At 53.9% G+C, this 13,138-nt stretch carries 12 protein-coding genes and 1 pseudogene; 1 reads left to right on the top strand and 12 read right to left on the bottom strand.

All coding sequences use genetic code 11. From position 1 onward, the window contains the following. Window positions 1-228 precede the first annotated feature (228 nt). The 12 genes and pseudogenes from hpaC to DRI82_RS20975 form a co-directional block, all read right to left on the bottom strand. Window positions 229-741, bottom strand: a complete 513-nt coding sequence (gene hpaC / locus DRI82_RS21030; RefSeq protein WP_114195860.1) for a 4-hydroxyphenylacetate 3-monooxygenase, reductase component — start codon at window positions 739-741, stop codon at window positions 229-231. Window positions 742-760: 19 nt separating this feature from the next. Then, window positions 761-2,323 (bottom strand): 4-hydroxyphenylacetate 3-monooxygenase, oxygenase component, encoded by a 1,563-nt coding sequence (gene hpaB / locus DRI82_RS21025; RefSeq protein ID WP_114195865.1) that lies wholly within the window; start codon window positions 2,321-2,323, stop codon window positions 761-763. Between the two features lie 199 nt (window positions 2,324-2,522). Then, a complete protein-coding gene (gene hpaA, locus DRI82_RS21020) occupies window positions 2,523-3,413 on the bottom strand; it encodes a 4-hydroxyphenylacetate catabolism regulatory protein HpaA (RefSeq protein WP_114195859.1) in 891 nt (296 codons plus the stop codon). A 149-nt stretch (window positions 3,414-3,562) separates the two neighbouring features. Continuing rightward, on the bottom strand, window positions 3,563-4,945 hold the full coding sequence (gene hpaX, locus DRI82_RS21015; RefSeq protein ID WP_114195858.1) for a 4-hydroxyphenylacetate permease: 1,383 nt from the start codon (window positions 4,943-4,945) through the stop codon (window positions 3,563-3,565). Between the two features lie 31 nt (window positions 4,946-4,976). Beyond that, window positions 4,977-5,774 (bottom strand): 4-hydroxy-2-oxoheptanedioate aldolase, encoded by a 798-nt coding sequence (hpaI, locus tag DRI82_RS21010; protein ID WP_281269796.1) that lies wholly within the window; start codon window positions 5,772-5,774, stop codon window positions 4,977-4,979. 19 nt (window positions 5,775-5,793) lie between these two features. Next, entirely contained in the window at window positions 5,794-6,597 is an 804-nt protein-coding gene (hpaH, locus tag DRI82_RS21005; protein WP_114195856.1) for a 2-oxo-hept-4-ene-1,7-dioate hydratase, read from the bottom strand. A 25-nt stretch (window positions 6,598-6,622) separates the two neighbouring features. Continuing rightward, window positions 6,623-7,835: pseudogene (locus DRI82_RS21000) on the bottom strand (Bcr/CflA family multidrug efflux MFS transporter). A gap of 3 nt (window positions 7,836-7,838) precedes the next feature. After that, the gene (locus DRI82_RS20995; protein WP_114195855.1) at window positions 7,839-8,225 is read right to left on the bottom strand and encodes a 5-carboxymethyl-2-hydroxymuconate Delta-isomerase; all 387 of its coding nucleotides are present in this window, start codon (window positions 8,223-8,225) and stop codon (window positions 7,839-7,841) included. Between the two features lie 143 nt (window positions 8,226-8,368). Next, on the bottom strand, window positions 8,369-9,226 hold the full coding sequence (gene hpaD / locus DRI82_RS20990) for a 3,4-dihydroxyphenylacetate 2,3-dioxygenase (RefSeq protein WP_114195854.1): 858 nt from the start codon (window positions 9,224-9,226) through the stop codon (window positions 8,369-8,371). Window positions 9,227-9,370: 144 nt separating this feature from the next. Then, window positions 9,371-10,837 (bottom strand): 5-carboxymethyl-2-hydroxymuconate semialdehyde dehydrogenase, encoded by a 1,467-nt coding sequence (gene hpaE, locus DRI82_RS20985; RefSeq protein ID WP_114195853.1) that lies wholly within the window; start codon window positions 10,835-10,837, stop codon window positions 9,371-9,373. Then, a complete protein-coding gene (locus tag DRI82_RS20980) occupies window positions 10,834-11,598 on the bottom strand; it encodes a fumarylacetoacetate hydrolase family protein (RefSeq protein ID WP_114195852.1) in 765 nt (254 codons plus the stop codon). The genes hpaE and DRI82_RS20980 overlap by 4 nt, the downstream gene beginning before the upstream one ends. Continuing rightward, the gene (locus tag DRI82_RS20975; protein ID WP_114195851.1) at window positions 11,595-12,227 is read right to left on the bottom strand and encodes a fumarylacetoacetate hydrolase family protein; all 633 of its coding nucleotides are present in this window, start codon (window positions 12,225-12,227) and stop codon (window positions 11,595-11,597) included. The genes DRI82_RS20980 and DRI82_RS20975 overlap by 4 nt, the downstream gene beginning before the upstream one ends. 409 nt (window positions 12,228-12,636) lie before the next feature. On the opposite strand from DRI82_RS20975, the gene hpaR reads away from it, so the two are divergent. Then, the gene (hpaR, locus tag DRI82_RS20970) at window positions 12,637-13,098 is read left to right on the top strand and encodes a homoprotocatechuate degradation operon regulator HpaR (protein ID WP_114195850.1); all 462 of its coding nucleotides are present in this window, start codon (window positions 12,637-12,639) and stop codon (window positions 13,096-13,098) included. The last annotated feature ends 40 nt before the right edge of the window (window positions 13,099-13,138 follow it).

The following is a 13,138-nucleotide window of genomic DNA, read 5'->3' as shown; positions in this document are numbered from 1 at the left end:
TTTGAATACCGCGTCATGCAAGGTCGGTGTAGTATTTTTTCTCATGGCGGGTCACTGTCCAAAATTGCCTGGAGGAACTTTATCACAAGCAGCAATTTGTTAATATGCAGCCTGTTCCGAGGCTTGCCTACCTTCATATCAGTACCAAGAAAATGGTCGCTTGACCGAAAAATGGCCCAGAGGGAGAATTCCGGGCCAACGTGCATGACTACATAAATAGGTTCAAACTTATACCTGAACTGCTTCCAGCATCACCGGATGAAAATTCCGCTTAAAGTAGATCAAGCCATGCCCATCTTTGCTCAGGGTGATTTGCTTGATCCTGACCAGATGAACCAGATGTGTACCTATGGTTTGTACCTGATCGATATCCCCTTCCAGACAGGCCAACGCATCGCGCAGCATAGGTTGCCCCAGTACGCCTTTGTCCCAGACATCCCAGCTGAAACGCTCTTCCATACTGACTTTGGTCATGCCGGCGAAATGGCGCGCCATCAGTTCCTGCTCGTGGTTAAGTACATTGACGCACAGTTGACCGTTCTCCTGGAATACCGGATTCATGGCGCTGTTGCCATTGATACAAACCATCAGTGAAGGTGGCGTATCGGTGACCGAGCATACCGCCGTAGCGGTGATGCCGCAGCATCCGGCGCTGCCATCAGTGGTCACCACATTCACCGCAGCGGACAGGCTGGCCATCGCGTCGCGAAAACGCAGGCGGTGTTCATTTTCTAAAGACATACGGGCCTCCCCAGCCGAATTATTTCAGCAGTTTATCCAACTGATTGATATCTGAATTGTTGTGCAGATAGGGTACGGTCCAGCCATGCTGATCGTAATCGCTGAGGCATTTGTCGACCATCTCCATCATCTGCCCCATCGCGCCTGAATTCTGTGCCTGACGCAGACACTGCATGCGCACTTCATCCTGACTGCCCGCGTAGTTGATCTCATACAGTTCATGGCGACCGCCAAATTCACTGCCCATTGCATCCCACATCAGTTTGAGGATTTTGATGCGTTCCACATGATCCATACCGTTCGAACCGCGAACGTAGCGCGACAGGTACTTGTCAATTTCTGGATTGTTCATGTCACGCACGCTGGACGGCAGATAAATCAGCCCACTGGTGACGTTGCGCTCAACGATATTCTTGATTTTGGCGTAGGCCATCGGTGCCATAACGCGGTACGTTTGCAATGCTGCGGCGTCTGGCAAGTATGCGCCGCTCTTCCACTCTTTGGATTCAGCCCACATCGCATCGCTCAATGCCCAGAACAGATTGCGCCAGGCGACGACTTCCCCCAAATCGGCTTGCACGCCACGGAATTCCAGTACACCGGTACAGGCCAGGCTTTTTTGCAGCAGTGCCGTGATGAAGTCCAGTTTCACGGCCAACCGCACGCAGGCTTGCAGTGGGAATAATCGGGCGAATCCGCCTTCGGTGCTCCAACGGCGACAACGGTCAAAATCGCGGTAAATCAGCACGTTTTCCCAGGGGATCAGCACATGATCCATCACCAGAATCGCGTCATTTTCATCAAAGCGGCTGGAGAGCGGATAATCGAACGGTGAACCCATCGCACCGGCCACCAATTCGTAGGAGGCGCGGGAAATCAATTTCACCCCGTCGGCATCCATGGGGGCGACAAACATCAGCGCGAAATCCGGGTTTTCCCCCATGACTTGCGCAGAGCCGAAGCCGATAAAGTTGTAGTGGGTCAGCGCCGAGTTGGTGGCAACGACTTTGGCACCACTGACGATAATCCCGGCATCCGTCTCTTTTTCCAGCTTGATATAGACGTCTTTGACTTCATCGGCAGGTTTGTGGCGATCGATGGGCGGATTGACAATCGCGTGGTTGAAGTACAGACCGCTCTCCTGAATACGCTTGTACCAATGGCGGGCATTGTCCTCAAAAGGGCCATAAAATTCAGGAAAAGCACCCAATGCGCTGCCAAATGCCGCTTTGTAATCCGGGGTGCGCCCCATCCAGCCGTAGCTCAGGCGAGACCAATCGGCGATCGCATCACGCTGTTGGCGCAGTTCATCCGGGCTGTTGGCAAACCGGAAAAACTTATGGGTGTAGCCACCGTTGCCGGTATCGGTGTTCCAGCACAACTGGTAGTGTGATTTCGGATCGTGCAATGCATCGTACATTTGGGCGATTGAGGCGGCGGAGTTACGAAATGCCGGATGCGTGGTGACGTCTTTAACCCGCTCACTGTAGATATAAATTTCACGGCCATCCTGCAAACTCTTCAAATACTCTTCCCCGGTGAAGGGACGTTTTTTATCGCTGCGGAAATCTTCAGGTTTCATCATTTACCTCACAATCGGAATGAAAGGAGTCAGCCTGCGTAGGGTGAGCTGACCATGGTGTAAAATATTTGTTTCTTTTTTGTGAGCTAATTGAAGCGCGATACGTCTCTTCAGTGAAGAGACGTTTAGGGTAATCACGGGTACTTTTCAGTGGCGAGGGTTGTTTGTTAAAAAAATGTGATCCAGCAAGCTGATTGAATTATGAAACAGGGATTTGGCTGGCACGGAACGAGCTCGGCGAACAACCCACTAACCGATTGAAAAATCGTGAAAAATAGGCTGGATCCTTAAAGCCGAGTTGATAGGCGATGTCGCTGACCGCATGATCGCTAAACAGTAACAAACGCTTCGCCTCCCGCAATTGTCGGTCAAAAATCAAGCGCTTTGGCGAAAGGTTAGCGAAACGTCGGCACATATCCGTCAAACGTGACTCCGTAATTCCCAACTGAATTGTGTAGTCAGTGAGAAGCCAGTGTTCATAGAAATGATCATCAATCATCCGGTTAAAGCGCTGGAACAGTTTGAGTTCGCCGCGCATACCGCTCATGCGGTGATCGTTGAGGGGCACATTACGCAGCATCAGGCCGAATACTGCCTGCGCCAGCAACACCAGCATAGTGTCGTGTCCCGGCATGCCTGTGGTTGATTCATGCTGGATAAGCGGCCAATAGTGTTCAAGTGCCGCCAATTCATCGGGTTTATCAGCCATCGACAGGCAGATTCCCGGTACACCAAACGCATCTTTGGTGCCGGGATACATCTGCTCCAGCAAGGGCCAAATCAGCTCTTGCCGCACGGTCAGGACGTGACCATCACTGTCTGGCCTGGTAAAAAACGCATGGGGGACTGACGGGGGAGTAAGAACAAACAACGGTGCCAGCGCGGAATGGCGCTGATCGTCCAGTTGCAGCTCTATCTGCCCGGTTTGCAGGTAATGCAATTGAAAAAAACGGTCATGACGGTGGGCCTGCATATCGCGGCCAAAGAATGTCGCCATCCGGGAAAAGGATTGATAATGCACATCCTCTGAGCCCTGGCTTTCGTCATAATCCCGGCTGATGTCAATGTTGGCGATGATAATTTCAGCCATATGGAACCTCGTTTCACTGCATCCCTGCCGCGCCATCTACGGACGTCATCAGGGATCGCGTATCAAGCTGACAACGCGGTTGGAGGATCCCGGAACCGTGGCCCTGGCGTGGGTTTTTCCGGGATCTGTCCTTATACACCGCACTAGATTTACGGGGTGGCCCTTGGTCTGGAGCCCTGCATTGGGATCATCCAGATGATGAATGCACCGACGACCAGCAATCCGGCGACAAAGTAGAGTCCCGAGTTGAAATTACCGGTGGTGTCTTTAAGCCAACCAATCACCACCGGACTGACGGCGGAGCCCACATTGCCTACGGCGTTGATGACGGCGATGCCCACTGCTCTGGAGCGGAGACTGATCGACTGATCCGGTGTCGTCCAGAAAATGGCCATCGCGGTAAATGAGCCCACCGACGCCATAATGATTCCCGACAGTTGTATCGCGCTGTGGTTGGTTGCCGATGCCAGCATCCACCCCGCCGCGGCAAACAGATACGGCAAGGCGGTGTGCATTTTACGTTCCTGCAGGCGATCGGAGCGTTTACTCCACCAGAGCATCCCGGCAATGGTACAAAACTGTGGGATCGCCGCCAGGATGCCGATCATGATGGTGCTACTGCCCTGATTGAAGCTCTGGAGGATCTGTGGCGTCCATATATTGATCGCACTCAGGGTATTGGTCAGACAGAAATAGGCCAGCGTATACATCAGCACCACAGGAGTGAAAATTTCACGCCACATACTGCGTTGTTGTAATGCGGACTGGCTGAGCGCCCCTTCTGGCTGCACCAGACTCAGGCGATCGTCTTCCATCATCTGTTGCAGGTTTTTCTTGTCTTCATCCGTCAGCCATTTGGCTTTGGCCGGGGTATCATCCAGATAGAACCACACCACGACACCCAGCAGCACGGACGGGAAGCCTTCCAGCAGGAACAACCACTGCCAGCCCTTCAGCGCCAGAATACCGTCCATCGAAAGAATGTATCCCGATGCCAGCGAGCCAAGCGCCATGGTGACCGGCATGGCGATCATAAACAGCGCATTGGCGCGGGCGCGGAAATAGGCCGGAAACCAATAGGTCAGATACACCAGAATTCCCGGCAGGAAACCGGCTTCGGTAATCCCCACCAACATGCGCAGAACGTAGAGACTGGTTGGCCCGGTAGCGAACATGGTCGCCGTCGAGGCGAGTCCCCACAGCACCATGATGGTGGCGATCCAGCGCCGCGCACCGATAATCCCCAGCATGATGTTGCTGGGAATGCCAAAAATAACGTAGGTCACGTAAAACAGCGTCGTCGCCAACCCAAACATCGTGGAGCTCAGGCCAAGATCTTTCCCCATGGTCAGACCGGCAAAACCGATGTTGATGCGATCCAGGAACGAGAAGATAAACAGCACGAATAAAAAGACGATTAACCGGCGGAACAGTTTATTGATTACCGACTGCTGCTGGGCATTAAGATTCTTATGCTGGTGGGCAGGATTCTGATTCTCCGCACCTTTCACTATTGATTGTGAATCGTTCATTGTGCCTTTTCCTTAGATTGAGGTCGGTCAATCAATACACGCCAGAAGACGTTGGCGGTGCTATTTCCCTGCTCGTGACAAACCGTGCGGCCAGATTTTCCGCTGCCCGTGCCAGTAATGTGGTATCCACGCCCACGGCAACAAACAGCGCCCCCAGTTGCAGATAGTGTTCAGCGGCTTCCGGGGCAGCCATCAAAATACCCGGCGCCTTGCCTGCGGCCTTGATCTGCCCAATAGCCTGTTCGATCGCGGCTTTCACTACGGGATGCTGCGGATTGCCGGAGAATCCCATGTCGGCACACAGATCGGCTGGGCCGATAAAGACCCCGTCGACACCGTCAACCTGCAAGATTTGTGGCAAATTCTTCAGGGCTTCGCGCGTTTCGACTTGCACCAGGACGCACATTTGCGCATCGGCCTGATGCAGATAATCCGGCACGCGGTTCCAGCGCGAGGCGCGTGCCAGCGAACTGCCCACCCCACGAATGCCATTGGGTGGATAGCGCGTCGCCCGCACTGCATCCCGCGCCTGTTCGGCGTTTTGCACCATCGGAATCAATAGCGTTTGTGCGCCCACATCCAGCAACTGCTTAATCTGTACGGCATCGTTCCAAGATGGTCGGACCACCGGATGGCTCGGGTATGGCGCGATGGCCTGCAACTGGGTCAGCACGGTTTGCACGTTATTGGGTGCGTGCTCACCGTCGATCAGCAGCCAGTCAAACCCCGCACCCGCCAGAAGTTCAGCGCTGTAACTGCTGCATAACCCAAGCCACAGCCCAATCTGTGGTCGCCTTTCGTTCAGGGCCTGTTTGAATTCATTGATCAAGGGATTCATGGCATTTTCCTTATACAAAGCGACAACTGATGGAGCCCATTTGGCCGTAATCGACATGGAATGTATCGCCACGATGCGCAGCGACAGGCCGGGTAAATGAGCCGCCCAGAATGATTTGTCCGGCCTCGAGCTGAACGTCATGCGCGAAGAGTTTATTGGCGAGCCAGGCCACACCATTGGCCGGATGGTTCAGCACGGCGGCGGCCACCCCGGACTCTTCAATCACCCCGTTGCGATACAGCAACGCGCTGATCCAGCGCAGATCCAGTGCGTCAGGCTTGATTGGCCGGCCACCGAGGATCACCCCGGCGTTGGCGGCGTTATCGGAAATGGTGTCGAATACTTTGCGTGGGCGCTGGGTTTGCGGATCGACGTTGGGGCAGCGGGCGTCGATCAGTTCCAGCGCAGGGATGACGTAGTCGGTCGCGTTATAGACATCAAACAGGGTGCAATTCGGCCCACTCAGCGGTTTGGCCAGTACAAACGCCAACTCCACCTCAATGCGCGGCACGATGAAATTGTCGATGGGAATATCGCCCCCTTCCGGGAAAAACATATCATCGAGCAGGGCACCGTAATCCGGTTCGGTAATTTGCGAGCTGAGCTGCATGGCGCGGGAGGTCAAGCCGATTTTATGCCCCTTCAGGACGCGTCCCTCTTTGATTTTCAGATCGACCCAATGGCGCTGGATAGCATAGGCATCCTCGATGGTGATCTCCGGGTGATCGAGGGAAATCTGGCGAATCTGCTCGCGATTCCGCTCGGCCTGATGCAAGCGCTGTGCGATGTGGGTGACGATGTTTTTATCTAGCATGCTTAAGCTCCATTGCTTTATTTCCTCATACAGCGAGGTTTTTTATTTCAGTTCGCCGATGTGCCCCTGAGGCGCGTTGACTCAGAAAACTCAGGACGGCACATATCGCCATCACGAGAACCATGGAAAACGGTGAATCATCCTGTAACCAGGCCACCGCGACGCTGGCCAGTGCCCCCATCCCAAACTGTAAAGAGATGGCCAGGGCGCTGGCGCTACCGGCCTGCTTTCCGTGACGTTGTAACAATAATGAGAGGCTGTTGGTTCCAATGGCATTGACCAGAGAAATAAACAGCACCACCAGTAGCACCACCACGCCGAGACTGTGCGGGTAGAAAATCAGCAGTAACAGGCCGAACAGCGCTTGTGCGGCGCTTTGAACCATCAACAGGCGCGTCAGGCTGTAGACTCTCAGCAAGCGCACATTCAGCAGAAGCACGGCAATCATGCCAAGCACATTGCAGCCGAAAAGCAGCCCGTAATATTTGGCCGGGACATGGAAATAGTCGATGTAGACAAAAGGAGACCCACTGATGAAGGCAAACATCCCGCCAAACGAAAAGGCCAGCGTACCGATCGTGCACATCGACTCCCTGTTCATCAGCAATTGCCGGTAATTGCGCAATGCCGCCGGTATGGCGCTGTCATGGGTGGACTGCCTGACCAGCGTTTCGGGCAATACCCACCACACCAGAAGCCCACTGATGCATCCCACTGCGGTAAGCAGGATGAAAATGGCCTGCCAATTCAAAGACAGTCAGCAGTGCGCCACCGAGCAATGGGGCAAGCAACGGTGCGATCATCGTCACCAGCGTCATGAGCGACAGCACGCGTGGTAATTCGCCTGAGGGATAAACATCGCGCGCAATGGCCCTCGCCATCACCACCGCCGCGCCGCTGCCAAATGCCTGCAAAGCACGCAAAAACACCAGTTGCTGAACCTGTGTGACCTGCGTGCAGAGCGCGCTGGCGATGACAAACAGCGCCATGCCACTCAACAGCAATTTACGTCGGCCAAAGCGATCGCTGAGGGGGCCATACATCAGCATCCCGATACAGAAACCCGCAAAGAAAGAGCCGAGTGAATGCTGCATTTGCCCCTGCGTCGCAGACAACTGTTCTGCCATCGCCGGTAAGGCAGGCAAATACATGTCGATCGACAGCGGGCCAAAAGCCACCAGCGATCCCAACAGAGGGATCAACCAGCGAGGCGCGCGCGAGGCAAAAGGTGACGGCATGGTTTATTCCTTGCTAAACAATGCGTGAACGTTGTTTTGCTTGTAATTCAACACCGGATCCAGCTCTTCAATGGCAAGGGAGATCGCCAGATAGCGTTTCTCCATCAGCGCCGCAAAATGGTGCTTGATGAAAATGAACAGCGTTTCGCCCACCTCCTGACGGCTTTTCAGGCTGCGGCCCGCGCCGATTTTCAGGGTCATATGAACGAATGCGTAATTGTTTTTGCCGTCGGCCATTTGCCAGGTATCGAGCCAGATAGCCCGGCTGCGGATCCCGCCGATCGGGAATATCCCGGTATCGGCCAGCAATTGATTGACCCCTGCGAAGAGTTTTGGCAAATCCGCTTCGGCGCGGATGTTGTCTGTACATTCAGCATAAAAATGCGGCATATCAGCTCCTTATTTTGAGCAGTGCCAACGGGCGGGCGAACGAATCCCGGTAAGTCAGTCTCTGCCTTGACGACTTAAATAGTGACTTTGAGCAGGCCACCCGATTATGGCCTGCGTGGATTCCAGGTCCGTGTCTGGTTTGGTTAGGCTTGCACCGGTAACGGGAAAACCGCGTTCACCTGGCCGGTGCCGGAACTGGCAAACAGTTCGGTAAGGAACTCGACCTTACCGTCGTATTTGTCCCAGCCGAGCATGCCCAGCAACATCACGGTGTCGTGCATATTTCCTTCACCGAAACAGTACTGCGCGTACTCCGGCAGCATCTGGCAGAACGCGTCGAACTGGCCTTCACGCCACAGTTTCACTACCCGTTCATCCATCTGGTGGTCAAACTCGCGGGTATAGCTGTGCATGCCCTCTTCTGCGCGTTGATCGTCGATAAAACGGTGGGACAGCGAACCGCTGGCCAATACCGCAACGGTACCGTCATATTTTTCGATGGCACTCTTGATCGCCTGACCCAGCTTGCGGCTGTCTTCAAACGCATGCACGGTGCAGAACGCCGAGATCGAAATGACTTTGAATTTTTTGTCAGCGTTCATGTAGCGCATCGGCACCAGCGTGCCGTATTCGAGATTCAGGCTCGGGATGTTATGCGCCTGGGCACGCACACCCAGTTGGCGGGCTTCGTCAGCGATCATATTTCCCAATTCAGGATTACCGTCGTAGTCATACGCCATATCGCGGATGAAATGTGGTAATTCATTGCTGGTATAGACACCCTTGTAATGGTCGGTACAGTTGATGTGGTAGGCGCTGTTGACCAGCCAGTGCGTATCAAACACGATGATGGTGTCGACACCCAATTCCCGGCAGCGTTTGCTGATCTCTTTGTGACCATCAATGGCCGACTTGCGGCAGCCGTGATTTTTACCCGGTAATTCTGATAAATACATGGATGGAACATGTGTCACTTTGGCCGCTAATGCTAACTTACCCATATATCCTCTCTTGAAAACTCGGTTGGTTTTCTTCGCGAACGGGAGAACCCTTCCCCCAGGAAAGTCCGTGCAAACCGGTTTGTAGGGTATGGGGCGGTGACCCCCCGCTATCGGTTTCCGGTTTCGTCCACGGACCGTTGTCTGTTACACCCCCCAGCGGGGAATCGGGTGATCCCCCATGGAGATACAGACGTTTTTCATTTCAGCAAACACGTCAAAGCTGTACTCGCCCCCTTCACGCCCGGTTCCCGAGGCTTTAACGCCGCCGAAAGGCTGGCGCAGGTCACGCACGTTTTGTGAGTTGATGAACACCATGCCAGCCTCAATGCTGCGTGCCAGTCGCAAGGCTTTGCTGATGTCCTGTGTCCAGATGTAGGACGCCAGTCCGTATTCCACGTCATTGGCCAGACGCAAACCTTCGGCTTCGTCTTTAAAAGGAATCAGGCAGGCGACCGGTCCAAAAATCTCTTCCTGGGCGACGCGCATGCGGTTGTCGACATCGGCCAGAACGGTAGGCCGCAGGAAATGGCCGCCTTGCAGATGCGCGGGCAGATCGGTCGGTTTATCCGGCCCACCGGCCAGCAGGGTTGCGCCCTCTTCGATACCCAGCCGAATGTAGCCGGAAACTTTGTCCCAATGCCCTTTGCTGATCATCGATCCCACCTGCGTATGCGGATCCTGCGGATCGCCGACGCGCAAGCGATTGGCGCGTTCGGCAAAACGTTTGACAAACTCGGGGTAAATACTCTGCTGGATAAAGATGCGTGAGCCCGCGGTGCAGCGTTCACCATTCAGGGAGAAAATGGTAAATAGCGCGGCATCCATAGCCCGGTCGATATCGGCGTCTTCAAAAATCAATACCGGTGACTTGCCGCCCAACTCCATGGAGTATTTCTTGAGCCCGGCACTTTGCATGATGTTACGACCGGTGGCCGTACCGCCGGTGAAAGACACCGAGCGAATATCATGGTGGCGAACCAACGCATCCCCTGCCGTTGCACCATATCCCTGCACGACGTTGAGCACGCCCGCGGGGATCCCGGCTTCCAGCGCCAGTTCGCCCAGACGGTCAGCCGTCAACGGGGACAGTTCAGACATTTTCAGCACGGCGGTATTGCCCAGCGCCAGACAGGGTGCCACTTTCCAGGTCGCGGTCATGAACGGTACGTTCCATGGCGATATCAGGGCGCACACGCCAACCGGCTGAATCAGCGTGTAGTTGAGCATTTTGTCGTCGACCGGATAGGTGCGGCCATTCATCTGCTGGCAGATCTCGGCAAAAAACTCGAAATTATGCGACGCGCGCGGGATCAGCACATTTTTGGTCTGGTGGATCGGCAAACCGGTATCGGCGGTCTCCATCGCTGCGATTTCCGGGACGTTTTCGTCGATCAGTTCGCCCAGGCGGCGCATCAGGCGCGCCCGTTCTTTCATTGGCAGCCCAGCCCATTTCGGGAACGCCTCTTTGGCACTGGCTACGGCGAGTTCAATCTCTTCCTTTCCGCCTGAGGCGACTTCTGCCAGCACTTCGCCTGTCGCGGGATTGCTGGTGGTGAAATACTCGTTACTGCTGACATTCTTGCCATTAATCCAATGATTTATAGTTTTCATTTTTGGCTCTCCTCGTATTCGGCTTGGCTGACAATGCGGTTTGCCAGACGGGCAATCCCTTCAACCTCCACTATCACTTCGTCCCCAGGCACCACGTCCGACAGCCCTTTTGGCGTGCCGGTAGCGATCATGTCACCCGGTTGCAGCGTCATGAATTCGCTAAGATAGGCAATGAGGAAAGGCACATCAAAAATCAAATCTGCGGTGGTGCCGCGCTGGCGCAGTTCGCCGTTGACCCAGGTGCTGAGCGTCAGGTTGTGCGGATCGGGTACGTCGGCTCTATCAATGATCCACGGCCCTATCGGCGTCAGGGTGTCACGGCTTTTCACCCGCAGATTGGGGCGGTAGTAATTTTCCAGGTAATCGCGGATCGCGTAGTCGTTACAGACGGTGTAGCCCGCGACGTAATCCATGGCGTTTTCACGCGAGACCCGGCGCGCCGGTTTACCGATCACCACGACCAGTTCGGATTCGTAGTGCATGTATTCAACGTTGTCTGGCCGGACGGAAATCTGCTTATGCCCGGTCAGCGTGTTGGCGGCCTTGATGAAAATCAGCGGCTCTTCCGGCGCTTTGAACTCCAGTTCTGCCGCGTGATCGGCATAGTTGAGCCCCAGCGCAAAGAGGGTTCCGCTGGCCGGCGGCAGCCAGATCACGTCATCGCCGCTGACTTTTTTTCCGTCGGGCAGGCAGATGCGATCCTGCTCATCAAGGGTAACGTTGAGGTTTTGACCCTGATAGTTAATCCGAGCGTGTCTCATATCTGTTCTCCTGACAGTACAACGGTGTTTTCCAGTGATGGGAAGCCATCGGCGCTGATGGTGACGCGATCGCCGGGTTTTATGGCGACACGATGCTGTGGCGTGCCGAGCAAAATTACATCACCCGGTAACAACGTTGCGAAATCGCTCAAGGCGCTAAGCAGCTGCGCGGCCGATCGCAAGAGATCGCCCGTTGACCAGCGGTCGACCTCTTGCCCATTGATCTGGGTAACGATGTCGAGGGCGCCAACATTTGACGGATGCGCCCAATCACCGAGAGGACAGAATCCATCGCGGCACTTCGCCTTGATGGCAGGACGATAGAAACTGGTTTCCGGCAGACTCACTTCATTGGCGAGCACGTAACCGGCGATATACGCGTCAGCCTCATTGGCGGCGACTTTATGGGCGGTTTTGCCAATAACAAGAGCCAGGGTGCCCCCGCTCAACACTTCTTCACCTACGGGAAAAGGGATGGGTTGCTGCGAGCCAATCACCGTATTGCGCGGCTTGATAAACCACACAGGGGTGAGTGGCGGTGTTCTGTACGGGGCTTGCTGGAATGCTTCGTGCCAGGCGTCGATTTGGCTCTGGTGATTGAGCGCGACGGCAAATACAGTTCCTTTCATTACGTATCCCTCACAAGGCGACTGACTAGACAGACTGAGTTATCATTAATATGTTAATGACATTGTTTTATCTGGTGTGCGGAAATTACGCAATTCGGATGATCTGATTTGTGATCGCAATAACATTTATTTTACAATGGCATTGTAAATATGAATTAATACAATAAGTTATTGTAAATAGACGATCTAAATCATATTTTTTGTTTACCAGAAAGTAACTTTACCAACGATGGATTACACTCATTCATGTATTAATGAGTTTTGGTTTTTTTCGTCGAAAATGGCATTTTTTCTGGACTCTTAACTCTCACTATCTATACTGGGTTGAGACTTTTCCCGCCGATGCGGCATGGATTACCAGCTACTGAGCACTCAATCACAGAACGATTAACCAAAGGTTCGCGTATCTATGCATGAATCACTGACTATCGCCTTACTGCAAGCGCGTGAAACCGCCATGGGCTTTTTCCGGCCAATACTGAAAAGACATAACCTGACTGAGCAACAGTGGCGGATTATTCGGGTGCTGGCGGATAATCGCTCAATTGATTTTCATGAACTGGCGTGCAAAACCTGCATTTTGCGCCCCAGCCTGACGGGGATTTTGACGCGCATGGAGCGTGATGAACTGATCTTTCGCCTAAAACCCGTCAACGATCAGCGCAAATTATTTGTGTCTTTAACCCAACGCGGATTGAGCGTGTATGACGAGGCACGCGCTGAGGTTGAGCAAGGTTATTGCGCCATCGAATCGGCATTTTCGACAGAAAAAATGAACCAGCTTCTGACGCTGCTTGATGAGTTTATTGCGCTGACGGAAGGAACTGAAAAAGAGAACGCCCTCGAAGAGACGGCACAGGCGAGTCATTGACATCTGTTTTTGCAAATACAGGAAACCACCCCGCTCTTGA

Source organism: Edaphovirga cremea, from assembly GCF_003332275.1.
Lineage (GTDB): Bacteria > Pseudomonadota > Gammaproteobacteria > Enterobacterales > Enterobacteriaceae > Edaphovirga > Edaphovirga cremea.
Note: the sequence above shows the minus strand (reverse complement) of the source record. Positions and strands in the feature narration are given on the sequence as shown.

Excerpts from the sequence above, each read along its gene's own strand:
- hpaR (WP_114195850.1), top strand. The coding sequence starts at position 12,637 with ATGCATGAATCACTGACTATCGCCTTACTGCAAGCGCGTGAAACCGCC.
- hpaE (WP_114195853.1), bottom strand. The coding sequence starts at position 10,837 with ATGAAAACTATAAATCATTGGATTAATGGCAAGAATGTCAGCAGTAAC.
- hpaA (WP_114195859.1), bottom strand. The coding sequence starts at position 3,413 with ATGGCTGAAATTATCATCGCCAACATTGACATCAGCCGGGATTATGAC.
- hpaH (WP_114195856.1), bottom strand. The coding sequence starts at position 6,597 with ATGCTAGATAAAAACATCGTCACCCACATCGCACAGCGCTTGCATCAG.
- hpaX (WP_114195858.1), bottom strand. The coding sequence starts at position 4,945 with ATGAACGATTCACAATCAATAGTGAAAGGTGCGGAGAATCAGAATCCT.
- DRI82_RS20975 (WP_114195851.1), bottom strand. The coding sequence starts at position 12,227 with ATGAAAGGAACTGTATTTGCCGTCGCGCTCAATCACCAGAGCCAAATC.
- hpaC (WP_114195860.1), bottom strand. The coding sequence starts at position 741 with ATGTCTTTAGAAAATGAACACCGCCTGCGTTTTCGCGACGCGATGGCC.
- DRI82_RS20980 (WP_114195852.1), bottom strand. The coding sequence starts at position 11,598 with ATGAGACACGCTCGGATTAACTATCAGGGTCAAAACCTCAACGTTACC.
- DRI82_RS20995 (WP_114195855.1), bottom strand. The coding sequence starts at position 8,225 with ATGCCGCATTTTTATGCTGAATGTACAGACAACATCCGCGCCGAAGCG.
- hpaB (WP_114195865.1), bottom strand. The coding sequence starts at position 2,323 with ATGAAACCTGAAGATTTCCGCAGCGATAAAAAACGTCCCTTCACCGGG.
- hpaD (WP_114195854.1), bottom strand. The coding sequence starts at position 9,226 with ATGGGTAAGTTAGCATTAGCGGCCAAAGTGACACATGTTCCATCCATG.